Source organism: Nonomuraea sp. AD125B, from assembly GCF_041402765.1.
GTDB lineage: Bacteria > Actinomycetota > Actinomycetes > Streptosporangiales > Streptosporangiaceae > Nonomuraea > Nonomuraea bangladeshensis.
The window spans coordinates 249,284-274,893 of sequence record NZ_JBGLOU010000006.1 but is presented as its reverse complement, the minus strand read 5'-3'; the positions used below and the strand labels follow the sequence as shown (position 1 = coordinate 274,893).

25 protein-coding genes are annotated in these 25,610 nt (G+C 71.2%); 13 read left to right on the top strand and 12 right to left on the bottom strand.

Annotated features, from left to right (window positions below; translation table 11 throughout):
• Positions 1-16: 16 nt before the first annotated feature.
• A complete protein-coding gene (locus ACBR40_RS18230; RefSeq protein ID WP_371249482.1) occupies positions 17-931 on the bottom strand; it encodes an RNA polymerase sigma factor RpoD/SigA in 915 nt (304 codons plus the stop codon).
• Between the two features lie 118 nt (positions 932-1,049).
• Here ACBR40_RS18230 and ACBR40_RS18225 point away from each other — a divergent pair, with 118 nt between their 5' ends.
• Complete coding sequence (locus tag ACBR40_RS18225; RefSeq protein WP_371249481.1) at positions 1,050-1,724, top strand: HAD family hydrolase; 675 nt, start codon at positions 1,050-1,052, stop codon at positions 1,722-1,724.
• Here the strand turns inward: ACBR40_RS18225 and ACBR40_RS18220 are convergent.
• The 3 genes from ACBR40_RS18220 to ACBR40_RS18210 form a co-directional block, all read right to left on the bottom strand.
• Positions 1,717-2,247, bottom strand: a complete 531-nt coding sequence (locus ACBR40_RS18220) for a hypothetical protein (protein WP_371249480.1) — start codon at positions 2,245-2,247, stop codon at positions 1,717-1,719. The two genes, ACBR40_RS18225 and ACBR40_RS18220, sit on opposite strands and share 8 nt — an antisense overlap.
• A 108-nt stretch (positions 2,248-2,355) precedes the next feature.
• A complete protein-coding gene (locus tag ACBR40_RS18215; protein WP_371249479.1) occupies positions 2,356-3,009 on the bottom strand; it encodes a CBS domain-containing protein in 654 nt (217 codons plus the stop codon).
• Between the two features lie 85 nt (positions 3,010-3,094).
• Positions 3,095-3,946 carry a universal stress protein gene (locus tag ACBR40_RS18210; protein WP_371249478.1) on the bottom strand — a complete coding sequence of 284 codons (852 nt, stop codon included), beginning with the start codon at positions 3,944-3,946 and terminating at the stop codon, positions 3,095-3,097.
• A gap of 170 nt (positions 3,947-4,116) precedes the next feature.
• Between ACBR40_RS18210 and ACBR40_RS18205 the strand changes: the two genes are divergently transcribed.
• From ACBR40_RS18205 to ACBR40_RS18190, 4 genes are read left to right on the top strand one after another with little or no spacing between them, the layout of a single operon-like run.
• Positions 4,117-4,716: a hypothetical protein gene (locus ACBR40_RS18205; RefSeq protein WP_371249477.1), complete on the top strand. Its 600-nt coding sequence runs from the start codon at positions 4,117-4,119 to the stop codon at positions 4,714-4,716.
• A complete protein-coding gene (locus ACBR40_RS18200) occupies positions 4,713-4,982 on the top strand; it encodes a DUF1876 domain-containing protein (protein WP_344212010.1) in 270 nt (89 codons plus the stop codon). The genes ACBR40_RS18205 and ACBR40_RS18200 overlap by 4 nt, the downstream gene beginning before the upstream one ends.
• A gap of 54 nt (positions 4,983-5,036) precedes the next feature.
• On the top strand, positions 5,037-5,909 hold the full coding sequence (locus ACBR40_RS18195) for a UTP--glucose-1-phosphate uridylyltransferase (protein ID WP_371249476.1): 873 nt from the start codon (positions 5,037-5,039) through the stop codon (positions 5,907-5,909).
• Positions 5,910-5,940: 31 nt separating this feature from the next.
• On the top strand, positions 5,941-7,494 hold the full coding sequence (locus tag ACBR40_RS18190) for an aldehyde dehydrogenase family protein (RefSeq protein ID WP_371249474.1): 1,554 nt from the start codon (positions 5,941-5,943) through the stop codon (positions 7,492-7,494).
• 52 nt (positions 7,495-7,546) lie between these two features.
• Here the strand turns inward: ACBR40_RS18190 and glnII are convergent, their stop codons facing one another.
• On the bottom strand, positions 7,547-8,566 hold the full coding sequence (gene glnII, locus ACBR40_RS18185; RefSeq protein WP_344212016.1) for a glutamine synthetase: 1,020 nt from the start codon (positions 8,564-8,566) through the stop codon (positions 7,547-7,549).
• Between the two features lie 137 nt (positions 8,567-8,703).
• Between glnII and ACBR40_RS18180 the strand changes: the two genes are divergently transcribed.
• Positions 8,704-9,924 (top strand): TerC family protein, encoded by a 1,221-nt coding sequence (locus ACBR40_RS18180; RefSeq protein ID WP_344212018.1) that lies wholly within the window; start codon positions 8,704-8,706, stop codon positions 9,922-9,924.
• A gap of 30 nt (positions 9,925-9,954) precedes the next feature.
• Here ACBR40_RS18180 and ACBR40_RS18175 read toward each other — a convergent pair whose 3' ends face one another.
• On the bottom strand, positions 9,955-12,933 hold the full coding sequence (locus tag ACBR40_RS18175; protein WP_371249473.1) for an AAA family ATPase: 2,979 nt from the start codon (positions 12,931-12,933) through the stop codon (positions 9,955-9,957).
• Positions 12,934-12,943: 10 nt separating this feature from the next.
• Complete coding sequence (locus ACBR40_RS18170; RefSeq protein ID WP_344212022.1) at positions 12,944-13,621, bottom strand: hypothetical protein; 678 nt, start codon at positions 13,619-13,621, stop codon at positions 12,944-12,946.
• Positions 13,622-13,868: 247 nt separating this feature from the next.
• Here ACBR40_RS18170 and ACBR40_RS18165 point away from each other — a divergent pair, with 247 nt between their 5' ends.
• Together ACBR40_RS18165 and ACBR40_RS18160 are read left to right on the top strand one after the other, a co-directional pair.
• Positions 13,869-14,204 (top strand): carboxymuconolactone decarboxylase family protein, encoded by a 336-nt coding sequence (locus ACBR40_RS18165; protein ID WP_344212024.1) that lies wholly within the window; start codon positions 13,869-13,871, stop codon positions 14,202-14,204.
• A gap of 17 nt (positions 14,205-14,221) precedes the next feature.
• Positions 14,222-14,971 (top strand): SDR family oxidoreductase, encoded by a 750-nt coding sequence (locus ACBR40_RS18160; RefSeq protein ID WP_344212026.1) that lies wholly within the window; start codon positions 14,222-14,224, stop codon positions 14,969-14,971.
• Positions 14,972-15,076: 105 nt separating this feature from the next.
• On the opposite strand, the gene ACBR40_RS18155 is transcribed toward ACBR40_RS18160, so the two are convergent.
• Positions 15,077-16,291: a sn-glycerol-3-phosphate ABC transporter ATP-binding protein UgpC gene (locus ACBR40_RS18155; protein ID WP_329574150.1), complete on the bottom strand. Its 1,215-nt coding sequence runs from the start codon at positions 16,289-16,291 to the stop codon at positions 15,077-15,079.
• Positions 16,292-16,472: 181 nt separating this feature from the next.
• Here ACBR40_RS18155 and ACBR40_RS18150 point away from each other — a divergent pair, with 181 nt between their 5' ends.
• Complete coding sequence (locus ACBR40_RS18150; RefSeq protein ID WP_371249472.1) at positions 16,473-17,528, top strand: LacI family DNA-binding transcriptional regulator; 1,056 nt, start codon at positions 16,473-16,475, stop codon at positions 17,526-17,528.
• Here the strand turns inward: ACBR40_RS18150 and ACBR40_RS18145 are convergent.
• Positions 17,497-18,675, bottom strand: a complete 1,179-nt coding sequence (locus tag ACBR40_RS18145; protein WP_344212031.1) for a hypothetical protein — start codon at positions 18,673-18,675, stop codon at positions 17,497-17,499. The genes ACBR40_RS18150 and ACBR40_RS18145 overlap by 32 nt on opposite strands.
• Before the next feature lie 53 nt (positions 18,676-18,728).
• The gene (locus ACBR40_RS18140) at positions 18,729-19,217 is read right to left on the bottom strand and encodes a glutathione peroxidase (protein WP_344212033.1); all 489 of its coding nucleotides are present in this window, start codon (positions 19,215-19,217) and stop codon (positions 18,729-18,731) included.
• Positions 19,218-19,418: 201 nt separating this feature from the next.
• On the opposite strand from ACBR40_RS18140, the gene ACBR40_RS18135 reads away from it, so the two are divergent.
• Both ACBR40_RS18135 and ACBR40_RS18130 read left to right on the top strand, forming a co-directional pair.
• Positions 19,419-19,811 (top strand): transglycosylase SLT domain-containing protein, encoded by a 393-nt coding sequence (locus ACBR40_RS18135; RefSeq protein WP_344212035.1) that lies wholly within the window; start codon positions 19,419-19,421, stop codon positions 19,809-19,811.
• 339 nt (positions 19,812-20,150) lie between these two features.
• Positions 20,151-20,636, top strand: a complete 486-nt coding sequence (locus ACBR40_RS18130; RefSeq protein WP_364444590.1) for a transglycosylase SLT domain-containing protein — start codon at positions 20,151-20,153, stop codon at positions 20,634-20,636.
• 54 nt (positions 20,637-20,690) lie between these two features.
• Here the strand turns inward: ACBR40_RS18130 and ACBR40_RS18125 are convergent, their stop codons facing one another.
• Both ACBR40_RS18125 and ACBR40_RS18120 read right to left on the bottom strand, forming a co-directional pair.
• On the bottom strand, positions 20,691-21,338 hold the full coding sequence (locus tag ACBR40_RS18125; RefSeq protein ID WP_344212039.1) for a TetR/AcrR family transcriptional regulator C-terminal domain-containing protein: 648 nt from the start codon (positions 21,336-21,338) through the stop codon (positions 20,691-20,693).
• A gap of 36 nt (positions 21,339-21,374) precedes the next feature.
• Positions 21,375-21,854: a nucleoside deaminase gene (locus ACBR40_RS18120; protein ID WP_371249471.1), complete on the bottom strand. Its 480-nt coding sequence runs from the start codon at positions 21,852-21,854 to the stop codon at positions 21,375-21,377.
• Positions 21,855-22,040: 186 nt separating this feature from the next.
• Here ACBR40_RS18120 and ACBR40_RS18115 point away from each other — a divergent pair, with 186 nt between their 5' ends.
• A complete protein-coding gene (locus ACBR40_RS18115; protein ID WP_371249470.1) occupies positions 22,041-23,765 on the top strand; it encodes an ABC transporter ATP-binding protein in 1,725 nt (574 codons plus the stop codon).
• Positions 23,762-25,609, top strand: a complete 1,848-nt coding sequence (locus ACBR40_RS18110) for an ABC transporter ATP-binding protein (protein ID WP_344212045.1) — start codon at positions 23,762-23,764, stop codon at positions 25,607-25,609. Before ACBR40_RS18115 ends, ACBR40_RS18110 begins: the two co-directional genes overlap by 4 nt.
• Position 25,610: the final 1 nt, after the last annotated feature.

Genomic DNA, 25,610 nt, shown 5'->3' with positions numbered 1-25,610 from the left:
GCCCGGACGCGCCGATTCAGCCGATCCAGGCCGTCAGGCCCGCCCTCGTGCCGCGCCGGCACAGGCGGGCCAGCGACTCGCGTTCGAGCTGGCGCACCCAGTGCGGGGTCACGCCCATCCGGTCGGCGATCTGGCGGGGGGTGTGCTCGTCCTGGCCGTCCAGGCCGTAGCGCATCCGTACGATCATCGCCTGGCGCGGCGCCAGCCCGGCCACCAGCGCCGTCAGCACGTCCTTCAGCGCCTCCCGCTCGGCGCTCTCCACGGGCGCCGGTCCGCCGGGGTCCTCGACGAGGTCGCCGGGCGCCAGGTCGAGGCTGACGCAGCCCTGGGAGATCCGCCGCAGCAGGACGAGCCTGGCCGGCTTCTCGCTGAGGTGGGCGGCCAGCTCGTCCTCGGTGGGGGTGCGGCCGAGGCGCTGCGCGACGGCGCTCTCGGCCCGCGCCAGCCTGCCGAGCTCGTCCTGGACGCCGATCGGCAGCCGCACGGTGTGCGCGTACTCCAGTCCTTGCTGGATGTGCTTGCGGATCCACCAGGTGGCGCAGGTGGCGAAGCGGTGGCCGCGGGTGTGGTCGAAGCGTTCGACGGCCTCCATGAGGCCCAGGTTGCCGTCCTGGACGACGTCGGCCCAGGACATGCCGCGGTAGGCGTACCGCTTGGCGACGGAGACCACGAGGCGCAGGTTCGCCCGGATGAGGTGCTCCCGCGCGGCCCGGCCGTCGGCGGCCAGCTCCTCCAGGCCGGGCCGCGCGTCGCCGGCGGCGAGCAGGCGGGCGGCGGACCTGCCGGCCGCGACGCGCCCGGCCAGCGCGACCTCCTCCTCGGCGGTCAGCAGCGGCGTGCCGCCGATGCGGGCCAGGTAGTCGCCGAGCCGGTCGGCCTGCGGCCCGGTGTCGTGTGCCGTACGGGAGCCGTCGGACCCCACCATGCTCATCACAGCCTCCTGATCACTCCGGCTCCCATGACATCGCCGGGGCGGGCGGCGGGCCCAGCGGCGAAAGTCCTTTTCGTGAGGGACCTCCGGGCATGTACGCGGCCGTAGGCTGGCGGGCATGGCGCCGCTCGTGCTCTTCGACCTGGACCGGACCCTTCTCGACCTGGACACGGCGGTGGCCGGATGGGCCGCCGAGCTGGCGGAGGAGCGGAAGCTCGGGCCGGAGGCGGCCGGGCTGATCACGGCGCTGGACGCCGAGGCGGGTGCGGACCGGGCGCGGTTCTTCGCGGGGGTGCGGCGGCGGTTCGGGCTGCCCGAGCCGGCGGACGAGCTGTGGGAGGCGTTCCGGCGGCGGCTGCCGTCCCTGGTGGACTGCTATCCGGGGGTCCGCGAGGCGCTGGCGGAGCTGCGCGCCGGCGGCTGGCGGGTGGGGATCGCCACGAACGGCTCGGGCGAGCGCCAGCTCGCCAAGATCCGGCGGACGGGGCTGGACACGCTGATCGACGGTTACGCGATCTCCGGGGCGGAGGGCGTGCACAAACCGGCGGCGGAGCTGTTCGCGATCGCGGCCCGGCGCTGCGGGGCGGACCTGGCGGCCGGGGGCTGGATGGTGGGCGACGACCCGGCCACGGACGTCGCGGGCGCGAGGGCGGCCGGGCTGCGCAGCGTGTGGATCGACCACGGCGTCCGGCCGGTGGACGCGAACGTGGCCGACCATGTGGTCGGCCACGTTCTGGCGGGTGTGTCCGTTCTGCGGGAAGCCGGCTCCGGGGCGGGCGGTCCGGCTACCTGAGCCACGCGTGCTCGCGGACGATGCGCAGGTTGCCGAGGCCGAGGGTGGCGCCGGCGTCGGCGAGGGCCAGGCCGGCGAGGACGATCGCGTAGATGATGTGCTCGTCCATGAACGGGTTCGTGGTGAGGGGCAGCTCGGCCGCCCACATGAGCACCAGCATCACGGTCCCGGCGACGGCGGCGATCCGGGTGCCGACCCCGAGGACGAGCGCGGCGCCGACGCCGAGCAGGCCGAGCATGAACAGCCAGTCCACCCAGACCTGTCCGGCCAGCGCGGTGAACAGGCCGCCGAGGGCGTTCTCGCCGGTGCCCTTGAGGAAGCCGGTGGTGGGGCTGCCGCCGTTGATCCAGGCCTTGGCCGCCGGGGTGGCGAAGCCCCAGCCGAAGGTCTTGTCCAGGAAGGCCCAGAGGAAGACCCAGCCGAGGGCGATGCGGGCGGCGGCCCAGACGTAGTCCACGGGGCGGCGTGCGCTTTCGGTGGCGACGTGGGCCCGGGTGGCGTGCTTGCTGGCGGTGGCGGTCATGACGGCGTCCTTTCGTGGAGATCGCGTCGATTTCCGGTATCTCAAGGACATCGCTTCACCTGGTTTTGACGCAGAGCCGTACGACCCGCCTGGCGGGGCCTTTGGTCCTCAACCCGGCGGCATGGCCACGAGGTCGTCCACGGCGCAGCGCACGTCCGCGACCACGTCGATGACGCCCTCCACCGCGCGCAGCCGCTCCACGAGCGCGATCACCTGCGAGCGCCGTTCGGCCTCGCCGGCGACGCGCACCACGCCCCGGTCGATCTCGATCGTGTACCCCCCCCGCTCGGGCAGCACGGCCCGCACGTCGGCCGCCAGCTCCTCGCCCGGCCGGGTGAAGACGCGCAGCACGTCCCGCTGGTGGAGGGTGCCGACGATCCTGCCGGTGTCCGGGTCGACCACGGGGAGCTGCTTGATGCGCCTGTCGTGCATCAGCCGGGCCGCCACCCGCACCGGGTCGCGGGGCGTGACGGTGATCGCCGGCGAGGTCATGAGCCGGGCGGCCGTGACCGCCGCCGCCTTCTCGTGCTCCGCCCGCTGCCGGTGCGACTCGTACATCGAGACGCTGTGGCGCACCTGGTCGGTCTCCTTCATGAGGAGATCGTCCGCGGTGACCACGCCCACGGGACGCCGCTCGGCGTCGATGACGGTGACGGCCCCGACCGCGAACCGCCTCATCGCGGCCACGATGTCGGCGAACGACGCGTCCTGCCTGACGGCGATGGCCACCCGTCCCATGAGGTCCTTGACTTCGATGGTCATGCTCTTCCCACCTCGCTTTCCCCTCCCACGCTCCGCTACCCGCGGGCGTGCCCGTCACCGGCGAACGTCCCGTGCCGGTGGTGGCTTAAGTCCTCTGCGCGGGGACGTCCGCTCCCGGAGCCCGTACGACGGCGACGGTGCAGCGGGCGTGGTGCAGGACGCCCCGGCTGACCGAGCCGAGCACCGCCGCGCCGAACGGCCCGCGCCCGTGGGAGCCGACCACCACCAGGTCGGCCTCGGCGGAGGCCGCGGTGAGCGCGTCCACCGGGTGGGCGAACCTGACGGTCTCCTCGACCTCCAGGTGCGGATAGCGCTCGCGGAAGGCCCGCAGCCGCTTCTGGACGACCCGGTGCCGGTCGGCGCACACCTCGTCGAGGTCGCGGGCGATCTCCGGCGCGAAGGCGTGCACGACCTGGAGGGCGCTGCCGCGCAGGTCCGCCTGCTGGAAGGCGTAGGCGAGCGCGGGCTCCGACGCGGGCGAGTCGTCCACGCCGGCCACGATCCTGCCCTGCCGGGGCCGCCGTTCGCCGCGTACGACGACGACGGGGCAGCGCGCCTGCCCGGCCACCTGCGCGCTGACGGAGCCGAGCAGCGTCCCGGCGAAGCCGCCGAGCCCCCGGCTGCCGAGCACGATCTCGCCGGCCCGCTCCGCCTGCTCGCGCAGCACGGCCACGGGCGAGCCTTCGAGGTCCCGCGTCGTCACCTCGACCGAGGGCTGCCGCTCGCGCGCCAGGGCGACGGCCTCGCGCAGCACCCGCTGCCCCTCGCGGACCAGCGTGTCGGCGCCCCCTGAACCGCCGGACCTGTCCACCTGGTACGGCGAGCGGTCCACCGCGTGCACGATCCGCAGCGGCAGGTGAGCGCGGAAGGCGTCCGCGGCCGCCCAGTCCACCGCCGCCCGCGCGGTCATCGATCCGTCCACACCCACCACGATCATGATGGCCTCCTCTCGTCCTTCCATCGCAGCGCGCGGGCGGGCGCAGGGCGCAGGGCCGGAGGTCCATCAGGCGGGGGCCGAAGGACCCTCCGCACGCCCATCCGAACGTCCGCCCCGCCACCGCCCTTCGGCACTGGCCGCCGTCAAGGGGCAGAACGGACACTGAAGACATGAGAGGTTTCTCCAACCCCCGGCCGTTCTGGTGGGCGGCCGTGCCGGTCGCGTACCTGCTGCTCGTCCGTCCCCGGCTGCTGCGCTGGGGCGCGACCCGCGAGGAGGCCCGCGCGGCGCTGCCGGGCGACGAGCTGGTGACGCACCCGCACGTCGTCGCGACCCGCGCCGTCACGATCGAGGCGCCGCCGGAGGCGGTGTGGCCGTGGCTGGCGCAGGTGAGCGGCCCTGACCAGGGTTTCGCGCCGGAGCCGGGGAAGCTCGGGGTCGGCGACCTGTTGCCTGCCAAAGGCGGCGACGTGGGCTACCGGGTGACGCAGGCGGAGCCGGACCGGCTGCTGGTGCTGTCCATCCGCGCCTTCCACGTCACGCTGGCCTGGACGATCGCGCTGCGCGACCTCGGCGAGGGGCGCACGCGGCTGGTGTCGCGGCAGCGGATCCGCTGCCGCCCGGGCGTGCCGGGCCTCGTCTATCTGCTGCTGTCGCAGTCGGCCGACTTCCTCGCCGTACGCGGCCGGCTGGCCGCCGTGAAGACACTGGCCGAACGCGAGTTCCGGCGGAGTTTCCTCGAGCCGCGGGTGGGCAGCCGGGTGCCATGAGAGCGAAAGAATGGAACGTACGCCTGGAGCTGACCGAGGACGGCGACGACACCTCGGCGCGGGCGGAACTGGTGACCGACGCCGGTGTCGAGGTGACGGGCCAGGGGCGGGCGCGACGCAACCCGTCGGACCCGTCGGTGCCCCTGATCGGCGACGAGCTGGCGGCCTCGCGGGCCCTCGCCGACCTCGCGGAACAGCTGGCGCTGACCACGCGGAAGGACATCGCGAGCTCGGCCGAGACGTCCGCACCGAACCGTTCGTGGTGATTTCGTCATGAAATGATCCCGGTGACGTGCCCACACCTCGCGAAGGAGACCCACGTGGTGCGCAAAGCCGTGATCCCGGTGGCCGGTCTGGGCACGAGGCTGCTGCCTCTGACCAAGGCGCTGCCGAAGGAGATGCTGCCGATCGGCGACAAGCCCGTCATCGAGCACACGATCAGGGAGCTGGTGGAGTCGGGCATCGACGACATCACCATCGTCACCTCCTCACGCAAGGAGCTGGTCCAGCGGCACTTCGCGCCCGACGCCGACCTGGAGGCGCAACTGGCCGCGGCCGGCAAGGACGAGCTGGCGGCGGCGATGGCCGAGCTGTCGTCGCTGGCCCACATCACGTACCTGTACCAGAACGGCCCCTACGGCAACGGCACGCCGGTGCTCAACGCCGCCCGCGTCATCGGCGACGAGCCGTTCATGGTGCTGTGGGCCGACGACGTGTTCGTGGCCGAGGTGCCGCGCGCCCGGCAGCTCAAGTCCGCCTACGAGGCGACGGGGGCCCCGGTGCTGGCCCTGATGCCGATGGCGGTCGAGGACGCCTCCCGCTACGGCGTCCCCGTGGTCGAGGAGGATCTCGGCGGCGGCCGGCTGCGCATCTCGGGGCTGGTGGAGAAGCCGCGCCCGGAGGAGGCCCCGTCCCGTTACGCCGCCATCGGCGGCTACGTCGTCACCCCGGGCGTGGTGGCGGAGCTGGAGGCCGCCACCCGCCGCTGGCACGAGCACCCCGAGGGCGAGATCTACCTCACCGACGCCCTGCACCGCCACGCCGCCGCCGGCAACCCGGTCTACGGGCAGGTCATCGACGGCACCTGGTGGGACACCGGCACTCCGCTCAACTACCTGAAGGCACAGTTCGCCGCCGCGCTCGCCGATCCCGCCTATGGGCCGGAGCTACGTAAATTGGCTCAGGAGGGCTAACGTCTACCGCAACACTTACGGAGGAGGCCCGGTGAGCCGACAAATCATGTCCGTCGTGGGCGGCAAGGAGGCCGCGAGCACGGCCACGTACGACTCGACCAACCCGGCCAGGCCGGCCGAGGTCGTGGCGCGGGTCGGCCTGGCGGACGCCGCCACGTTCGCCGCCGCCTGCCGCACCGCGGCGGAGGCGCAGCGCGAGTGGGCGAAGGTGCCGGCGCCGGTGCGCGGCCGGGTGATCGCCTCGATCGGGCGGCTGGTGGAGGCCAACGCCGAGGCGCTGGCCCGGCTGGTGACCGAGGAGATCGGCAAGCCGTACGCGGAGGCGCTGGGCGAGGTCCGCGAGATCGTCGACACCTGTGACTTCTTCCTGGGCGAGGGCCGCCGGCTGTACGGCCAGACGGTGCCGTCGGAGATGCCGGACAAGAACCTGTTCACTTTCCGCAACCCGGTCGGCGTGGCGGCGGTCATCACGGCGGGCAACTTCCCGGTTGCCGTCCCCTCGTGGTATCTCGTCCCGGCCCTGCTGTGCGGCAACGCGGTGGTGTGGAAGCCCGCAGAGTACGCCGCCGCCTCCGCCCACGCCATGTTCCAGCTCTTCACCGCGGCCGGCCTGCCCGACGGCGTGCTCAACGTGCTCTTCGCGGACGGCGCGGAGACGTTCGCGGGCCTGGAGCGGGCGCTCGGGGAGGGCACCGTGCACAAGGTGGGCTTCACCGGCTCCAGCGAGGTCGGGCGGCGCGTCGGCGAGCTGACCGGCCGGCACCTGCAGTCGGCCTGCCTGGAGCTGGGCGGCAAGAACCCCATGGTGATCATGCCGGACGCCGACCTCGACCTCGCCGCCGAGGGCGCGCTGTTCTCCGGCTTCGGCACCGCGGGTCAGCGCTGCACCAGCCTCGGCACGGCGATCGTGCACGAGAGCGTCCACGACGCGTTCGTCGAGCGGCTGGTGCGGGCGCTGGCGGCCGCCACCGTCGGCGACCCCACCGGTGACGTGCTGGCCGGGCCGCTGCTCGACCGCAAGTTCGCCGACCGCTACGAGGAATACCTCACCTGGATCCAGCCGCACCACACGGTGGTGTCGGGGCCGGTGGGGCGCATCACGAAGGACAACCCGCGCGGCGGCTTCGACGGCGGCGAGGGCCTCTACTACCACCCGGTGGTCGTGGACGGCGTACGTCCCGGCGACCGCCTGTTCATGGAGGAGACGTTCGGCCCGATCGTGGGCGTCACGACGTTCAGCACCCTGGACGAGGCCGTCGAGCTGGCCAACCTGCCCGGCTACGGCCTGTCCAGCTCGATCTACACGAGCGATGCGCGCAGCGCCTTCCGCTTCCGCGAGGGCGTCTCGGCCGGCATGGTCAGCGTCAACAACTCCACCTCCGGGGCCGAGGCGCACCTGCCGTTCGGCGGCAACGGCAAGTCGGGCAACGGCAGCCGCCAGTCGGGCATGTGGGTGCTCGACCAGTTCACCCGCTGGCAGGCGATGAACTGGGACCACTCGGGCCGGCTGCAGAAGGCGCAGATGGACGTCGCGGAGATCGTCCCCGACTTGGACTTCCGGCTCGCCGAGACCCGCCTGCCCTGAGCGCGCGAAGAGGGGGCTCCCGCCCGGCGGGAGCCCCCTTTCACGTCTGGGATCAGACCTGGCCGGCCTTCTCCAGCGCCGCGCAGCAGGTGTTCACCAGCAGGCGGGTGACCACGTACGGGTCGACGTTGGCGTTGGGGCGGCGGTCCTCGATGTAGCCCTTCCTGTCCACCTCGACCTGCCACGGGATGCGCACCGAGGCGCCGCGGTCGGAGACGCCGTAGGTGTACTTGTTCCAGGGGGCGGTCTCGTGGTGGCCGGTGAGGCGGAGCTCGATGTCGGCGCCGTACTGGCGCACGTGCTCCATCGGCTTGTCGCCCTCGCCGAGCGCCTCGCAGGCGGTGATGATGGCGTCGTAGCCCTCACGCATGGCCTTGGTCGAGAAGTTGGTGTGGGCGCCGGCGCCGTTCCAGTCGCCGCGGGCGGGCTTGGCGTCGAGGGTGGCCTCCACGCCGAACTCCTCGGCGGTCCGGTAGAGCAGGTAGCGGGCGACCCACAGGTGGTCGGCGACCTCGACCGGGCCCGCCGGGCCGACCTGGAACTCCCACTGGCCGGGCATGACCTCGGCGTTGATGCCGGAGATCTTCAGGCCGGCGGCCAGGCAGCGGTCGAGGTGCAGCTCGACGATCTCGCGGCCGAACACGGCCTCGGCGCCCACGCCGCAGTAGTAGTGGCCCTGCGGGGCGGGGAAACCGCCCTCGGGGAAGCCGAGCGGGCGGCTGCCCTTGAAGAAGGTGTACTCCTGCTCGATGCCGAACCAGGACTCCTGGTCGGCGAACTGCTCGGCGATCGGACGCAGCAGGGCGCGGGTGTTGCTGGCGTGCGGCTCGCCGTTGATCTCCTCGACCTCGCACAGCACGAGCTTGGCGTCGCCGCCGCGGATCGGGTCGGGACAGGTGAAGACCGGGCGGAGCACGCGGTCGGACGCGTGGCCCTGGGCCTGGTTGGTGCTGGAGCCGTCGAAGCCCCACACCGGCGGCTCGACCCCGTCAGCCACGATCTTGGTCTTCGAGCGCAGCAGGGCGGTCGGCTCGGTGCCGTCGATCCAGATGTACTCAGCCTTGTAGCTCACGGTGGTCCCTTTCACGTCTCTTCCAGCCACGCCGAGTCTTGCGGACGGCCGTTTCCCGCTTTTTGCCCGAATGTGAACGCCGTGTTAAGGCGCAGGCAGCCTCACGGGAGGGTCACGGGAGGCATAACCAGCGGAAGGTGGGACAGACGTTACTCATGAGCGTCTCGCCGCTGGTCTGGGGTCTCACGATCGCCGGGATCGTCGCGCTGCTGCTGTTCGACTTCTTCTTCCACGTGCGCAAGGCGCACATCCCCACGCTGCGCGAGGCGTCGCTCTGGTCGGCCCTGTACGTCGGCATCGCCCTCGTCTTCGGCGCCGGCGTGTGGTTCTTCGGCGGCTCCGACCCCGGCGCCGAGTACTTCGCCGGCTACGTGACGGAGAAGGCGCTGTCGGTCGACAACCTCTTCGTCTTCCTCGTCATCATGTCGAGCTTCAAGGTGCCGCGCGCCGACCAGCAGAAGGCGCTGCTGTTCGGCATCGTGTTCTCGCTCGTCGCGCGGACGCTGTTCATCCTGCTGGGCGCGGCCCTGATCAACACCTTCGCCTGGGTGTTCTACCTGTTCGGCCTGATCTTGCTGCTCACCGCGGGCAACCTGCTCAAGCCCGAGAGCGAGGAGAGCCACTCCCCCGACAACCTCATGGTGCGCCTGGCCCGCCGGGTCTTCCCCGCGACGGACGCCTACGACGGCGACCGGCTGTTCACCGTCAAGGACGGCCGGCGGGTCATGACGCCGATGCTGCTGGTGATGATCGCCATCGGCGGCACCGACATCCTGTTCGCGCTCGACTCGATCCCCGCGATCTTCGGCCTCACCCAGAACGTCTACATCGTCTTCACCGCCACCGCGTTCTCGCTGCTGGGGCTGCGCCAGCTCTACTTCCTCATCGACGACCTGCTCGACCGGCTGATCTACCTGGCCTACGGCCTGGCCGTCATCCTGGGCTTCATCGGGGTCAAGCTGATCCTGCACGCGCTGCACGAGAACAACGTGCCGTTCATCAACGACGGCGAGCCCGTGCCGGTCGTCGAGATCAGCACCGGCCTGTCCCTGATAGTGATCATCTCCGTCCTGCTGATCACCGTGGTCGCCTCGCTGGCCAGCCCGAAGGGCCGGGCGCAGAGCACCGTCTCGGCCGCGCGCCGCTACACCCAGGAGTACCTGGAGGTCGAGCACGACCCGAAGCGGCGGGCGGAGCTGTTCGCGAAGGTGTGCGCCAAGGAGCGGGACCTGCGGGAGCTGCCGGAGAAGTACCGCAGGCGCATCCGCGAGGAGGACAAGCTGCTGGCGCTGCTGCGCCGGGTCCACGAGGAGCACGACCGGCACCAGGAACGCGAGGAGCGCGACCGGAGCCGCTGAAGGCTCCGGCCGCGCTCCTCGGGCCCGGGGTCAGGTACGGCCGTCGCGCCCGTTGCCGTTCCCGTTGCCGTCGTAGCCGAGCAGCCGCAGCGCGGTGTCCGGGTCCATGGCGGCGGCGAGGAGCTGGGCCCGCGCGTGCGCCTCGTCGCGCTCTCGCTCGGCCTTCGCCTGGGCCGCGCGCACGCCCTTGACCGCGACCAGCGCGAGCCCGCCGCCCACGATGACCGCGACGATCACCACGAACAGCACCAGCAGCAGCCCCGGAGAGGCGATCCCCGGGGAACCGGCGGCGTTGAGCAGGTCGCCGCCCGCGCCCGTCACGGCCAGCGCGGCGATGACGGACAGCACGACCAGGCCGAGCAGGCTGGCGACGACCAGCCACACCCTGCCCGCGGCCCGGCGTCCCCGCGAGGGCCCCGGCACGGTGGCCGCCGGCCCGACCACCACCGGCGCCGCCGGCGTGGGCGGCCGCTGCTCGGCCGCCCACGGCACGAACTCCGGCCGCTCGACGCCCTCCCCCGGGGCTGCGGGAGGTGGGGTCGGGGGCGGCACGATCACCCCCGGGGGCGGGGGCGGGGGTCCGATCTGGACGGTCGTCGCGACGGTGCCCCCCGCGTGGGCCGCCGCCGCCGGGACGGGCGCGCGGGCCGGGCCCGGCAGCTCGCGCTCGACCCGGCTGTGCTCCCGGTGCGCCCGCGCCGCCTCCGCGTGGTACTCCTCCAGCTCCTCGTAGAGCGTGTCGGAGGCGTAGACGGTGCCGTCGACGAGCGGCCCCGGCTCGCGCCGGATGATCGCCACGACGTCGTCGCCGTTGAGCGTCTTGTGCGTCTCCAGCGCGTGCGCCACGCAGAGCACCTCCCTGCGGTGCTCGCGCAGCAGCTCCTCGGTCCGCTCCAGCAGCCGTACCAGGTTGAACTCGATCCGCTCCCCCAGCACGTCGGGGGTGAGGTCGGGCTCGCGCCTGGCCGGCTCCCTGTCGGTGATGCCGATGCCGCCGCCCCCGCCGGCCGGGCGCTTGCGCACGGCCTTGCCGCCCAGGATCTCCAGCTCCTGGAGCGCGGGCAGCGAGGTGACGCCCGACCCCATGCCCCAGTACGACTCCATCATGGCCGTCAGATAGGTCGCTGAGAACAGGTCGCCGGAGACGCCGGAGGAGTTGTCCTCGCCGAAGAACATGCGCTCGCCGGCCAGCGACGCCAGCGACACCATGATGTCGGCCTCGTGCTCGGACTTCCATCGGGTGAACTGGTCCTCGGGCTTGATCGAGGCGACCATGCCGAGGTAGTCGGCGCCCTTCTCGATGGTGGCGATGTCGATCTCCAGGTGGAACCTGGTCGCGTACGCCACCACGGCATGACAGGCCTCGTGCACGGCGACGGCGTGCCGCTCGCGCTCGATGTACTCGACGTCCTCGGGCGGGCCGAGCTGCTTGAGCCGCTTGGCGCGCAGCACGTCGGACCAGGTGATGATCTCCCTGCCGTCGCGGATGGCGGTGATCAGGGACTCGTTGACCAGGTCCTTGATCGTGGCGCCCGTCGCGTACGGGGTGATGGTGGCGAGCTTGTCGATCTGCTCCGGGGTGAGCTCGTGCCAGACCTTGTCGAAGTAGCCCTGGTAGGTGCGCACCCGCCCGGCCTTGGACGGATAGCCGACCTTGTAGATGCGGTCGATGCGGCCGGGCCGCAGCAGCGCCTCGTCGAGCGCGTCGGGCCGGTTGGTGGCCATCATGACGAGGATGCGGTATTTGGGCGGCGGCTTGGGCCGCATGCCGAGCAGCCGGCGGACGAACCGGTTGACGAAGCCGCGCGGTTTCTTGAGCCCGGACAGCTCGGTGAGCAGCGCCTGGAGGGTGCCGGGGTCGCCGCCGCCCATCATGCCGCCGCCCATCATGAAGCGCTCGCGCGTGCCGGGCTCGTCGCGCTCCTCGCGCCGGGAGCGGAAGGTGAGCATCTGCCGGGTCGGCTCCGACAGGTAGCCGAAGCCGTGGCAGCCGTGCGCGTCCGTCATCGCGGAGAAGCCGCCGCCGGGCACGTTGGGGCCCTGCTGGGCGAGCCGGCCGCGCTTGCCGAGCGAGTCGGCCTCGTCGAAGAAGACGATGACGCCGCCGTAGCGGAGCGCCAGCTTGCGCAGCTTCCTGAACAGCGTCTTGACCTTGAGGATGCCGATGCCCATGAACATGTTCGTGAACGCGCCCGGGTCCACGAACACGTACGGCTTGCCGGTCTCGCCGGCCACGGCCTCGGCCATGAGGGTCTTGCCGGTTCCGGGCGGGCCCCACAGCAGCAGGCCGCTCGGGACGTACCCGCCGCGCCGCTCGATCTCGTCGGGCCGTTCCAGGAAGACGATGTTCTCGCGGACCCGCTCCACCACGTGGTCCTGCCCCCACACGTCGTCGAAGCGGGTCTTGATGTCGTCGGGGAAGTACGTCTCGACGCCGCCGCGCGACAGGAACCAGAACAGGCCGACGAACTGGATGATGACGAAGAAGAACAGGAAGACGATCTGGAGGAAGAACGGCAGCGCCTGCCAGATCAGCGCGGGCGCCTGCAGCAGCGCGGTGAACGGGCTGACGCCCAGCACCGCCCCCAGCACCAGGGCGGCCAGCGCGATCAGAAAGGCGATCTTGAGCGCGCGGGAGAGCCGGTAGCGGGTCCAGTCGTCGAAACGCCGGTGCGCCCACCGTTCGAAGCCGCCGAAGACCCCCTGGCTCCAGAAGCGGTGGTAGCCGGACCAGTGCTCGCTGACGAGGAAGTGCAGCTGACGCACGGACTCGATGCCCAGCAGCCAGAAGATCCACGGGTATTTCCTGGCGATCTCCCGCATGCCGTCGATGAAGGGCATGATGCCCGTGAAGTCGACCGTCTCCTTCCACGCCAGGACGAGAAAGGCGAGCACCAGGGCGATGAGGAACTTGCTCCGGTCCCAGAACTGCATCTTCTTCCTGGTCGCGGATTCGGGATCGGAGGGCCCGCTGCCGGGTGCGCGCAGCCCTTCAAGGTGATTGGTCAATGGTGCTCCCTCATCCAGGCAGCCGGAGCAGCTTGAAGGAACTCGCGATCCTGTCGAACTCGTCGGCGCGCTGCCGGTAGCAGGTCGTCTGGCAGGCGATGAGCATGACGGAGACCGTGTCGCCCTTCGCGCCGAGGATGGCGGTGTGGTCGAAGGTCTGGACGTCCCCGCCGATCTGGTAGTTGAACCGCACCCGTACGCCCTTGGCGCCGTCGTCGAGGCTCAGGACCTGGTCGTCGAGGAGCTCGAAGTTCCTGAAGACCGGCGGCTGCCCGGTGGCGGCGGCCTGCTGCGCGTAGAGCTCGCGTACCTGCTCGGTGACCGGCAGCACGAAGTCGCGCAGCCGGTTGAGCGAGATGCCGTCGCGCTGCTCCTCGGTGAGCTGGTGCACGGTGGCGTAGACGAAGGGGTCCTTGGAGCCCAGCAGATGGTCGACCGAGGGGTCGGCCGACTGGTCGAAGGCCGTCGACCAGACCCGCTGGGCGCGCACTGCCGCCGCCGCCGAGCCCGGGTGGTCGCCCGACAGATACTGCTCGATGGGGTTGGCGTCGAGTTGCTTGAACGAGGACGGCACCTTGAAGTATGTCGTCCCGTCGCGGTCACGGACGTAGGTGAACTCCGGCTGCCCGCAGGCGGACAGCAAGGTCACCGTCACCATGAGCGCGATCAAAGCCCGTGTCTTGGTCACCAGGGCTTACCTCCGGTTTACGGACCGACGGAGTTGTTGTGCCCGCTTTGCAGAGGGAATGAGCCCGCGACGGAATGAGAAATCTTGACCAAATCTTGCCCGGCTCTTGGCTCGATTTGTTACAGATCCGCCCGAGAGGCGGAGTCTCCGGTGGCGTCGGGGTCACTACAACGTTCATGCAACCCCCATTGGTTCAATCCAGGAAGTAGCGAAAGATATGAGGATCCCTATCGACCCGGAGCTCGTGATGACGGAACCCGCAATGCAGATCGTCGACTCCTTCGGCATGATGGCCGAGCGCCGGTTCGCCGACGTGTGGGCGAGGACCGTCCTGCCGGTCAGGGAGCGAAGGATGCTCCTCCTCGGACTGCTCGTCGGCCAGGGCCTGGACGATCAGGTGGAGATCCATCTGGACGCCGCGCTCCGCACCGGCGAGCTCACCGAGACGGAGCTGCGCGAGGTGGTCGTGTTCCTGTCCCACTACGCCGGCTGGGCGCGGGGAGCGCGCCTCAACGACCAGGTGGAGAGCCTGATCGAACGCGCCGGCCGGCCCCGCTCCGGTGCCGCGGGGCACGCGGGGTAGGCGTTAGGGTTGCGGGCATGCCCACCGCTCTGATCACCGGCGCCACCGCGGGCCTCGGCGCCGCCTTCGCCCGCCGCCTGGCCGCCGAGTCCTTCTCGCTCGTCCTGGTCGCCCGTGACGAGGCCCGCCTCACCGAGACCGCCGGCCAGCTCAAGCTGAGGTACGGCGTGAGCGTCGAGGTGCTGCCCGCCGACCTGACGACGGAGGAGGGCCTGGCGGCGGTCGAGTCGCGCGTCCGCGACGGCGTCGACCTGCTGGTCAACAACGCCGGTTTCGGCAACCGCGGCCATTTCCCCGAGGTGCCGGTCGCCGACGAGGTGCGCATGCTGCGGCTGCACTGCGAGGCGGTGCTGCGGCTCACCCTGGCCGCGCTGCCCGGCATGCGCGAGCGCGACCGGGGCGCGATCGTCAACGTCGCGTCGGTGGCGGCGTTCTTCACGCGGGGCACCTACAGCGCGTCCAAGGCGTGGGTGGTCAACTTCAGCGAGTCGGCCGCGAACGAGGTCGGCAACCCGCGCATCAAGATCATGGCGCTCTGCCCGGGGTTCGTGCGCACCGAGTTCCACCAGCGGGCCGGCATGGACACCAACGGCATCCCGGGCTTCCTGTGGCTCAGGGCCGACGACGTGGTCCGCGAGGGGCTGCGCGACCTGGCGCTGGGCAAGCGGGTGTCCGTGCCCGACCCGCGCTACAAGGCGATCGTGGCGGTCGGCCGGCTGGTGCCGCGCGGCCTGCAGCGCTACGTCTCCTCCCGCATCGGCCGCTGACGGCTCCGCATGAGAACGGGCCCCCGCCGCGGGAGGGGGTCGCGGTGGGGGCCCAACGGCCGTGAGCGGAGCTCACGGCCGGGATTCAGGAGACGGGAAGCCCGCTCAGCGGTTGGCCTCGTGGCCGATGGACAGGCCGGAGGTCGTGTCGAAGAAGTGCAGGTTGTGCGTGTCGACGACCAGGTCGAGGCTCTGGCCGGAGCGCGCGTGGCTGCGGGCGTTGACGCGGGCGGTCCACAGCGACTTGTCGCCCGCCAGCGGCAGCGTCGCCTCCTCGTCGTCACCGGTGTCGGCGGCGGCGACGGTGTCCTTGTGCTCGACCGGCGGGGCGTCGATGAGGAACAGCACGTTGATCTCGGAGCCCAGCTCCTCGGTGACCTCCACGCGGACCGGCAGGGTGGCCCAGCCGTTGGCGTGGTTGCCGGCGGAGTTCGCGTCCTCGAAGTCGGACGGGCGGATGCCGAGGATGATCTTCTTGCCGACGTACTGGTCGAGGCCTGGCTTGTCGGTGAAGGTGGAGTCGGGGATGGGCAGCTTGTAGCCGGCGAAGGCCACGGCGGCGCCGCCCTCGTCGCGGACCAGCTCGGCGGTGACGAAGTTCATCGCCGGGGAGCCCATGAAGCCCGCCACGAACAGGTTGACCGGCTTGTCGAACAGGTTCTGCGGGGTGTCGACCTGCTGGAGGATGCCGTCGCGCAGCACGCAGACGCGGTCGCCGAGGGTCATGGCCTCGACCTGGTCGTGGGTGACGTACACGGTGGTGACGCCGAGGCGCTCGTGCATCTGGTTGAGCGAGGCGCGCATCGAGACGCGCAGCTTGGCGTCGAGGTTGGACAGCGGCTCGTCCATGAGGAAGGCCTGCGGCTCACGCACGATCGCGCGGCCCATGGCGACACGCTGGCGCTGACCACCGGAGAGGGCGGCCGGCTTGCGCTTGAGGTACTGCTCCAGGCCGAGCATCTTGGCGGCCTCGTTGACGCGCTTCTGGATCTCCGGCTTCGGCATCTTGCGCAGCTTGAGGCCGAAGGCGAGGTTCTCCTCGACGGTCATGTGCGGGTAGAGCGCGTAGTTCTGGAAGACCATCGCGATGTCGCGGTCCTTCGGCGGCAGGTGGTTGACCACCTTCTCGCCGATGGAGATCTCGCCCCCGCTGATGTCCTCAAGGCCGGCGATCATCCGGAGCGCGGTCGACTTACCGCAACCGGACGGGCCGACCAGCACCATGAACTCGCCGTCCTTGATCTCAAGGTTGAGTCCGTTCACGGCCTTCACGCCACCGGCGTAGATCTTGTCGACGTTGCTCAGAACGATGGATGCCATGACAGTCCTTCGTGCTCCAGGGCGCGTTGAAGCCCGGATTGGTAGCGTGTCCCCACGTACGTGGATACGTTTTCAAACATCTCACCGGAAAGGGTGATCCGTGTCAAGAGTTCCCGTGTGACCAGGCGTTGGCAGCATGCGTAGCTTCCCTCTTCGCGGAAACCATGATGGAATCGTTTCCATGGAGAAGCGGGCGACCATCAAGGATGTGGCCGAGGCGGCCGGCGTGGGCGTCGCGACCGTCTCCAGGGTGCTGTCCGGCGGCTCGGCCAGCCCCCGCACACGGGAGCACGTGCTCGCCGTCGCCGCGCAGCTCGACTACCGGCCGAGCGCGCTCGGCCGCAACCTGCGCCAGCGCCGCACCGGCGGCATGGGCCTGCTCGTCCCCGATCTCACCGACACCTTCTACGGCCAGCTCGCCGAGGGCGTGCTGGCCTGCGCCCGCTCGACGGGCGAGCCCGTGGTGGTCGGCTCCACGGGCGACGACCCCGAGCAGGAGTCGGAGCTGATCGGGATGCTGCTGGAGCAGAGCGTGGACCGGCTGATCGCGGTCCCCACGGGCGACGCCGAGACCTGGGCGCCGGCCGTACGGGCGGGGATGACGGTGGTCTTCGCCGACCGTCTGCCCGCGCGGCCCGCCGAGGAGGAGCAGCAGGACGCGGTGGACGACCTCATGCGCCTCGACGGCCTGATCCCCGCCGCGCGCCCGCGCCCGCCGGACGTGCCGTCGGTGCTGGCCGACGACCGCGCCGGCATCCGCACCGCCGTGCGCTACCTGCGCGGCCTCGGGCACCGGCGCATCGCCTTCCTCGGCGGCCCCGGGCACGACCGGCGGGTGGCGGCCTTCCGCGAGGCGGTGGGCGCGCCGGTGGACGAGGAGCTGGTGGTCTTCGCCACCGGCAGCCGCGACTCGGCCTACGCGGCGGCCTCCGGGCTGTTCCAGAGCCGTCCCGACCTGACGGCGGTGGTGGCCGGGGGCAACGTGCTCGGCGAGGCGGCGGTGCTGGCGGCCAGGGAGCTCGACCTGCGGGTGCCCCGGGACGTCTCGCTCGTCATGTACGACGACGTGCCGTGGGCCGAGCTCTGCTCCCCGCCGCTCACGGTGATCGCGCAGCCGGGGCGCGACATGGGCTACCGGGCCGCCGAGCTGGTGCTGCGTCCTGGCGGCCGACGGCCGCGCACGGTGGTGCTGCCGACCGAGCTGATCATCCGGGGAAGCTGCGGCCCGCGCCGCTGACCGGCTCCGCACCCGTGTCCGTCACGGCTCCGGTGTAGCGGCGCGGCAGGATCATCGTCGGGTTGTCGTCCAGGATGACCTCCGGCGGCCCGAACCGCGCCGCCACCTCCCTGATCTCCGGATCGTCGAGCAGCAGCAGCCGCCCCCGCTCGATGAACAGCTCGCCGTCCACCACCATCGTCGGCCGGTCCACCTGGATGTCGCAGTGGGCGAAGCCGGGCCCGCTCGTGACCGGCACGCCGTCGGTCAGTCCGTCGAGGCCGCAGTAGAAGGCGCCCGCGTGCTTCTCCCGCTCGAACTGGGTGCCGCCCGCCACGCGTACTTTCGGGTTGAGCCCGAGGAGGCCGTGGCGCATGTAGAAGCCGCCGGGCGCGTAGCGGCGGAGCTGCTCGGCCCCCATGCCGCCCTCGATCTTGCGGACCAGGTTGCCCTCCAGCGTGACGCGCAGCGGCTCCTCGGGCACGCCGGTGACCGTGGAGTCCTCGATGACGATCACGCCCTCGGTGTCCGTGGGCCAGAAGTTGGCGCCGCCGTACGGGAAGGGCCGCCAGTCCCCCGGCCGCATCGCCCCCGGATCGGGGTCGAAGGTGAACCCCGAGTAGGTCACGTCGGTGCCCCGGTCGCTGGTCACCCGGATCGAACGGGCCGGCGAGAGGCGCTCCAGCGTCCGCCGCAGCAGGGCGTAGAAGACCTCGGCGGGCAGCCGGCCGCCGGTCAGCAGCGCCCCTGCGGTGGCCGTCATGTGCAGCGACAGCCAGCGCGAGGGGCGGGCCTTGATCTGGTCGAAGAACAGCGGGGCCGTGTGCACCTCGCCCCACCACGTCCCGGCGATGATGACGTCGGCCTCGCGGAAGGCGGCGGTCTCGATGGTGAGCGGCGCCTCCCGGTCCCATCCGCCGGCGCTGAACGGCGGCACCGACAGGATCCGCACGTCCGCGTCACGGAACGCGGCCGCCGCCGCGAACGCCTGCACCACGACCGGGTCGACGGCGTGCTCCATCATGAGCAGCACCCGCTCCCCTGCCCGCAGCCGCAGGTAGTCCAGCGCGTTACGGACGCCGGGCATCAGCTCGACGATCGAGTACGGCGCGGCGGCGGGTTCGGCGGCGTAGCCGACGTGGGCTCCTGCGTACGGGTTGCTCGTCATGGGTCACCGATACCCCGCAGCGGAAATCGCGTACCGTAACCGGACGATCTCTCTCAGCTCAGGAGCTTGTCGATGGCCGAGGTGACGGCCGGGTCCTCCGGCGTGGTGCGGGGGCGGAAGCGGGCGACCGGGGCGCCCTCGCCGTCGACCAGGAACTTCTCGAAGTTCCACTGCACGTCGCCGGCCTCGCCCTCGGCGTCGGCGAGCTGGGTGAGCTCCGCGTAGAGAGGGTGCCGGCCGGGGCCGTTGACCTCGGTCTTGGCGAGGAGCGGGAAGTCCACGCCGTACGTCGTGGCGCAGAAGGTCTGGATCTCCTCCGCTGAGCCCGGCTCCTGCCCGGCGAACTGGTTGCACGGCACGCCGATGACGGTGAGGCCGCGCGGGCCGTACTGCTCCTGGAGCTTGACCAGGCCGCTGTACTGCGGCGTCAGGCCGCAGCGCGAGGCGACGTTGACGATGAGGGCGGGGCGGCCCGACGTGAGCTCGCGGAGCGTGGTGGGGGCGTCGGCGAGCGTGCGGAGCGGGATGTCACTGAGGCTCATGATCCGACGATACAGAACCCCGCTCGGCGGTCGGTCCGCCCAAAATGTGACGCAGACCTCATTTAGCTGACAAAACCCCTGGACAGCGAGATACGACTACCTTTACTAACGATCTACTCTTTCATGGTCAATTCGCAACGAAAGGTGCTTATCGGGCAGGGTGACGCGGTCCATGTCACCTTCGAAAGGGAATCCATGCCCATGCTCCGCCGTACCGGCGTCCTCGTCCTGACCGCCACCCTGGTGGCGGCGGGCGGCGCCTCGGCCGCACAGGCGCAGAGCTCCCAGACGAGCAGCAGCAGGAACAAGTCGATCGCCAAGCCCATGGTGGCCGCGCGCGGCTGGAACAGCGTCCAGTTCAGGTGCCTGGAGCGGCTCTGGGCCCGCGAGAGCGGGTGGAACCACCGGGCCGCGAACGGCTCCGGCGCCTACGGCATCCCGCAGGCGCTCCCCGGCGTCAAGATGTCCTCATCGGGCCGCGACTGGCGCACGAACCCCCGCACCCAGATCAAATGGGGCCTCGGATATATCAAGCAGCGATACGGCACGCCGTGCGGCGCGTGGGGACACTTCCTCTCCCACAACTGGTACTGACCCAAACCCCAGGATTGTCCGCACTTTGCGGCAAGACCTCGTCAGTGCCGCGACCGGCCCGGCAATACCGGCCCAGCGAGGCCGCCTTTTATCCGCAACGATCACACAAAGGCCTGTCCTTCGCGTGTCCCGATGTATGACCCGTGGTGACACCGCGTAATAGGAATCGTGCTAAAGGACACGTCGCGGTGCCCTCCGGGCCGCCCAGCAGGATCAGGCGGAACCAGAATCCCGGAGAGCCGGCGGACCCCTTCGCGTGCGCGCCACGTACGCGGAGCGGCAGGGCGCCCCGTTTCTGCGGGGCGCCCGTCCGCGCGCGACCCGGAAGCAAGGATCGCTTTGGACAGCAAACGCGCGCGCGGCGGCACGCTCATCGGCCTGACCGCGTTCACCGCGCCCGTGATCGCGCTCAGCACGATCACCACGCCCACGGCCTGGGCGGGGACGGCGGAGACGCCGTTCCCGATCAGAACCAGGACGTGGACGACATCAGCGCAACCCGTCATCCCGGCCGTCGTGCCGGCCAATAGAAACAAGCGGATAGCCCTCGGCCACGTCGTCCAGCGATCGTGGAACCTCAGGGAGTTCCGCTGCCTGGACCAGCTCTGGACCAGGGAGAGCAACTGGAACCATCACGCCTACAACCGCTCGTCCGGCGCGTACGGCATCCCGCAGGCGCTGCCCGCGGGCAAGATGAGCGGCGCCGGCCGCGACTGGCGGTCCAACCCGGAGACGCAGATCCGCTGGGGCCTCGCCTACATCAAGGGACGCTACGGCAGGCCGTGCGGCGCATGGGGACATTGGAGGTCGCACAACTGGTATTGACGCCTGATTCGCCGACGCCCGGGAGGGCGCCCGGTCAACGGGCGCCCTCCCGGCTCACCTGCCTATCTGCGTGCCCGGCGCGCGGGCCGTGGCCGCCTGGATGAGCATCTCCAGCCCGAACTCGAACTCCCCTTCGTGGTCGCACGTGCCGAGCAGCGACGCCATCGCGCCGACCTCGGGGAACAGCGCGGGATCCACGCCCGCCGGCGGGAGCGCCGGGGCGCTCGCGGGCGCGAACGCCGGCGTCACCCCGACCTCGCGCAGCAGCGACCCCACGATGTAGGCGATGAACACCCGCAGCATGCTGACCGCCTCCGCGCCGTCGAACCCGGCGCTGCGCAGCGTGGCCAGCGCCCGTTCGACCGGCAGCAGCCCGGCGGCGGAGTGGAGCTGCCTGCTGACCACCAGCATCGTCGAGCGCGGGTAGTGGCCGGCGATCTGCCGGAAGGCCCGCGCCTGCACGCGCACCCGGTCGGCCCAGTGGGCGTCGGGGTCGTCGGTGAACTCGATCTCGCTCAGCACCGCCTCGGCCACGCCGCTCAGCAGGGCGTCCTTGCTGGGCACGTGGTTGTAGAGGGACATCACGCCGACGCCCAGCTCGGCGGCGATGCGGCGCATCGAGACCGCGTCCGCGCCCTCGCGCTCGATGAGGTCGATGGCGGCCGCGACGATCCGGGCTCGGGAGAGCGGCTTCGTGGGCATGGCTCATTCTGTACCAGAAGGGCAAGGAGGAGGTCGTCAGGTCCCGCCGTGGAAGCGGCGGTGCAGCTCCCTGACCTGCTCGGCCAGTTCGGGCACCGGGCCCTCGACCGGCACGCCGGGCACGATCTCGGCGATCGGCAGCGTACGGACGGGCGGCGCCGGCACGCCCAGCTCGCCCAGCCAGGCGGCGAGCTGCGCCGACGAGGCGACGTACACGATGCGGCCGAGCCCCACCCAACCGTGCGCGGCCGCGCACATCGGGCAGTGCTCGCCCGAGGTGTAGACGGTGGCCGCGGCCCGCGCGGCCGGCGTGAGGTGCGCGGCCGACCAGCGGGCCGCCGCGAACTCCGGATGCCGCGTGCGGTCGCCGCCGGCCACCCGGTTGTGGTCCTCGAACAGCACCTCGCCGTCGGCGGAGACGAGCACGGAGCCGAACGGCTCGTCGCCCGCCTCCAGGGCCGCGGCGGCCAGCTCCACGCAGCGGCGCAGATGGCCGAGGTCGATTTCGGAGATCATCTTCTCAGTCTACGCCGCGCATTGTGCATGATCCTTCACGTTTTCCCAGGTCACATACGTGAAACGCACCTCGGGGCCACAAAAAACGGGTTGATCGCCGGTATTAGCCTTGAGGGGATGCCTCCCGATACTGACGTACCTCGCCGTCCCCTGCTCTCCTCACTCTCCTCCAACTCCCTGTGGCGGATGAAGTCCTACCTCCGCCCCTACGTCGTCAGGCTGATCTTCATCTGGCTGTCGGCGATCATCGGCATAGGCGCGAGCATCGCCCTCCCCCTGATCAGCAAACAGGTCATCGACGGCCCCGTCTACCACAAGGACGCCGGCGCGCTGCTCCCCCTCGGGCTGCTCGCGCTCGGCGTCGGCGTGATCGAGGCGGGGCTGATCTGGCTGCGGCGGTGGGCCCAGGTGAAACCGGTGCTCGGCCTGGAGACCGCCATCCGCGACGACCTCTACCAGCACCTGCAGCGCCTGCCCATGCGCTTCCACGGCGACTGGCAGTCGGGCCAGCTCCTGTCGCGGGCGACCACGGACCTGTCGACCATCCGCCGCTTCCTCGGCTTCGGCCTGCTGTTCCTGGTCATGAACATCCTGCAGCTCATCACCGTCACCGTGCTGCTGCTCAACATGTACTGGCCGCTCGGGCTGCTGGTGCTCGCCTCGGCCGTGCCGATCGTGTGGACGTCGCTGCGCTTCGAGAAGCGCTACATCCGCATCTCCCGCCAGGTCCAGGACGAGCAGGGCGACCTCGCCACCCTCGTGGAGGAGTCCGCGCTCGGCATCCGCACCATCAAGGCGTTCGGCCGCCGCCACCACGTCTACGACCGCTACGACGACGCGGCGCTCAAGGTGTACGACACCTCGCTCGCCAAGGTGCGCATGTCGGCCCGCTTCTTCTCCTTCCTGGAGGTGATCCCCAACGTCACGCTCGCCCTGGTGCTGCTGCTCGGGGCGCTCGCGGTCGGCGGCGGCGGGCTGACGCTCGGCGCGTTGGTCGCCTTCACCACGCTGATGCTGCAGCTCGTGTGGCCGATCGCGAGCCTCGGCTACATCCTGGCGATGGCCCAGGAGGCGATGACCTCGGCCGACCGCCTCATGGAGGTCATGGACACCGTCCCGTCCATCGAGAGCGGCACCGAGACCATCGAGCGGCCCCGCGGCCACCTGCGTTTCGAGGGCGTCGGGTTCAGCTTCCCCGGCGCCGAGCGGCCGGTGCTGCGCGACGTCCGGCTGGAGGTGCGGCCCGGCGAGACCGTGGCGATCGTGGGCCCGACCGGCGCGGGCAAGACGACGCTGACGGCCCTGGTGCCCCGCCTGCTCGACCCGACCGAGGGCCGGGTCACGATCGACGGGCACGACGTGCGCGACCTGGAGCTCACCGCCCTGCGCACGGTGGTGGCCACGGCGTTCGAGGAGCCGACGCTGTTCTCGATGAGCGTGCGCGAGAACCTCATGCTCGGCCGGCCCGACGCGACCGAGGAGGAGCTGGCCGAGGCCATCCGCACCGCGCAGGCCGGGTTCGTCCACGACCTGCCGTGGGGTCTCGACACCCGCATCGGCGAGCAGGGCCTGTCCCTGTCCGGCGGCCAGCGCCAGCGCCTGGCCCTGGCCCGCGCCGTGCTCAGCAGGCCGCGCATCCTGGTGCTCGACGACACCCTGTCCGCGCTCGACGTGGAGACCGAGGCCCTGGTGGAGGAGGCGCTGCGGCACGTGCTGCGCGACGCGACCGGCATCGTGGTCGCCCACCGCGCCTCCACCGTGCTGCTGGCCGACAAGGTGGCGCTGCTGCGCGACGGCACGATCACCCACGTCGGGCAGCACCACGAGCTGCTGGCCGAGGTGCCCGAATATCGCGAGCTGCTGGCCCAGGACGCCGACCTCGACGACGCCTCGGAAGGAGCGCTGCGATGAGCACCACCACCACCGGGTCCTCGCGGGCGTCCTGGCGCGGGGTCGCCTCCGAGGACCAGGACGAGCTGCCGGAGAAGGTCTCCGTCCTGCTGCGCGACCGGTCGCGGCGGCTGCTCGGCGCGCTGCTGCGGCCCTACCGCAAGCAGATCGCGCTGCTCGTGGCCACCATCGTGCTCTCCAGCGCGGCCGGGCTGTCCATCCCGTTCCTGGTCTCGATCGGCATCGACGAGGGCATCCCGCCGCTCTCCCGCGGCGACGGCCCGGCGGTCCTGCTGACCGTGGTCGGGGTGATCCTGTTCGCCACCCTCGTGCAGGCGGTGACCAGGCAGACGTTCCTCAACATGTCCGGCCGGATCGGCCAGAACACCCTGCTGGAGCTGCGCCGCCGGGTCTTCGACCACTTCCAGAGGCTGTCGCTGAGCTTCCACGAGCAGTACACCTCGGGGCGGGTCATCTCGCGGCTCACCTCGGACATCGAGAGCATCGCCGAGCTGCTGCAGTCGGGCTTCGACGCGCTCGTACGCGCCCTGCTGACCATGGTCGGCACCGCCGTGCTGCTGCTGGTGCTGGACGCGCACCTCGGCCTGATGGCGCTGCTCCCGCTGCCGTTGCTGCTGCTGTTCACCCGCTGGTTCCGCCGGCAGTCGGCCATCGTCTACCGGCGCACCCGTGAGACGGTCGCCTTGGTGATCGTTCACTTCGTGGAGTCGATGACCGGCATCCGCGCGGTGCAGGCCTTCCGCAGGGAGCCGCGCAACCAGGAGATCTTCGAGCAGCTCAACGACGACTACCGCGACGCCAACGCGGGCGGCATGAAGCTCGGCGCGACGTTCATGACCGGCATCAGGCTGGTCGGCAACCTCACGGTCGGCGGGGTGCTGCTCTACGGCGGCTACCTGGCGCTGCACGACGAGGTCAAGGTCGGCGTGCTCGCCGCGTTCCTGCTCTACCTGCGCCAGTTCTACGAGCCGATGCAGGAGGTCAGCCAGTTCTACAACACGCTGCAGTCGGCGAGCGCCGCCCTGGAGAAGCTGTCGGGCGTGCTGGAGGAGGAGCCGTCGGTGCCCGAGCCGCGCGATCCGCAGCCGCTTCCGCAGGGCCGGGCGCGCGGCCGGATCCGTTTCGAGCACGTCAGGTTCGCCTACGTGGAGGAGATGCCGATCCTGCCCGACCTCGACCTGACGGTCCCCGCCGGGCAGACGGTGGCGCTGGTCGGCTCGACGGGCGCGGGCAAGACGACGCTCGCCAAGCTGATCTCGCGCTTCTACGACCCGACCGAGGGCCGGGTGCTGCTCGACGGCGTGGACCTGCGCACGCTGGACGAGCCGACGCTGCGTGGGGCCGTGGTCATGGTGACCCAGGAGAACTTCCTGTTCAGCGGCACGGTGGCGGACAACATCAGGTTCGGCCGTCCGGGGGCCTCCGACCGGGAGGTGCGCGAGGCCGCCAAGGCGATCGGCGCGCACGAGTTCGTCACGAGCCTGCCCGACGGCTACGACACCGAGGTCGGCAAGCGCGGCGGCCGGATGTCCGCGGGGCAGCGGCAGCTCATCGCGTTCGCGCGGGCGTTCCTGGCCGACCCCGCGGTGCTCATCCTCGACGAGGCGACCTCCAGCCTCGACGTGCCCAGCGAGCGGCTGGTGCAGCGCGCGCTGCGGACCATCCTGGCCGACCGTACGGCGCTGATCATCGCGCACCGGCTGTCGACCGTCGAGATCGCCGACCGGGTGCTGGTCATGGAGCGCGGCCAGATCGTCGAGGACGGGCCGCCCGACCGGCTCATCGCCTCCGCGGGCCGGTTCGCCGGTCTGCACCAGGCGTGGCTGGACAGCCTGAGCAGCTGAC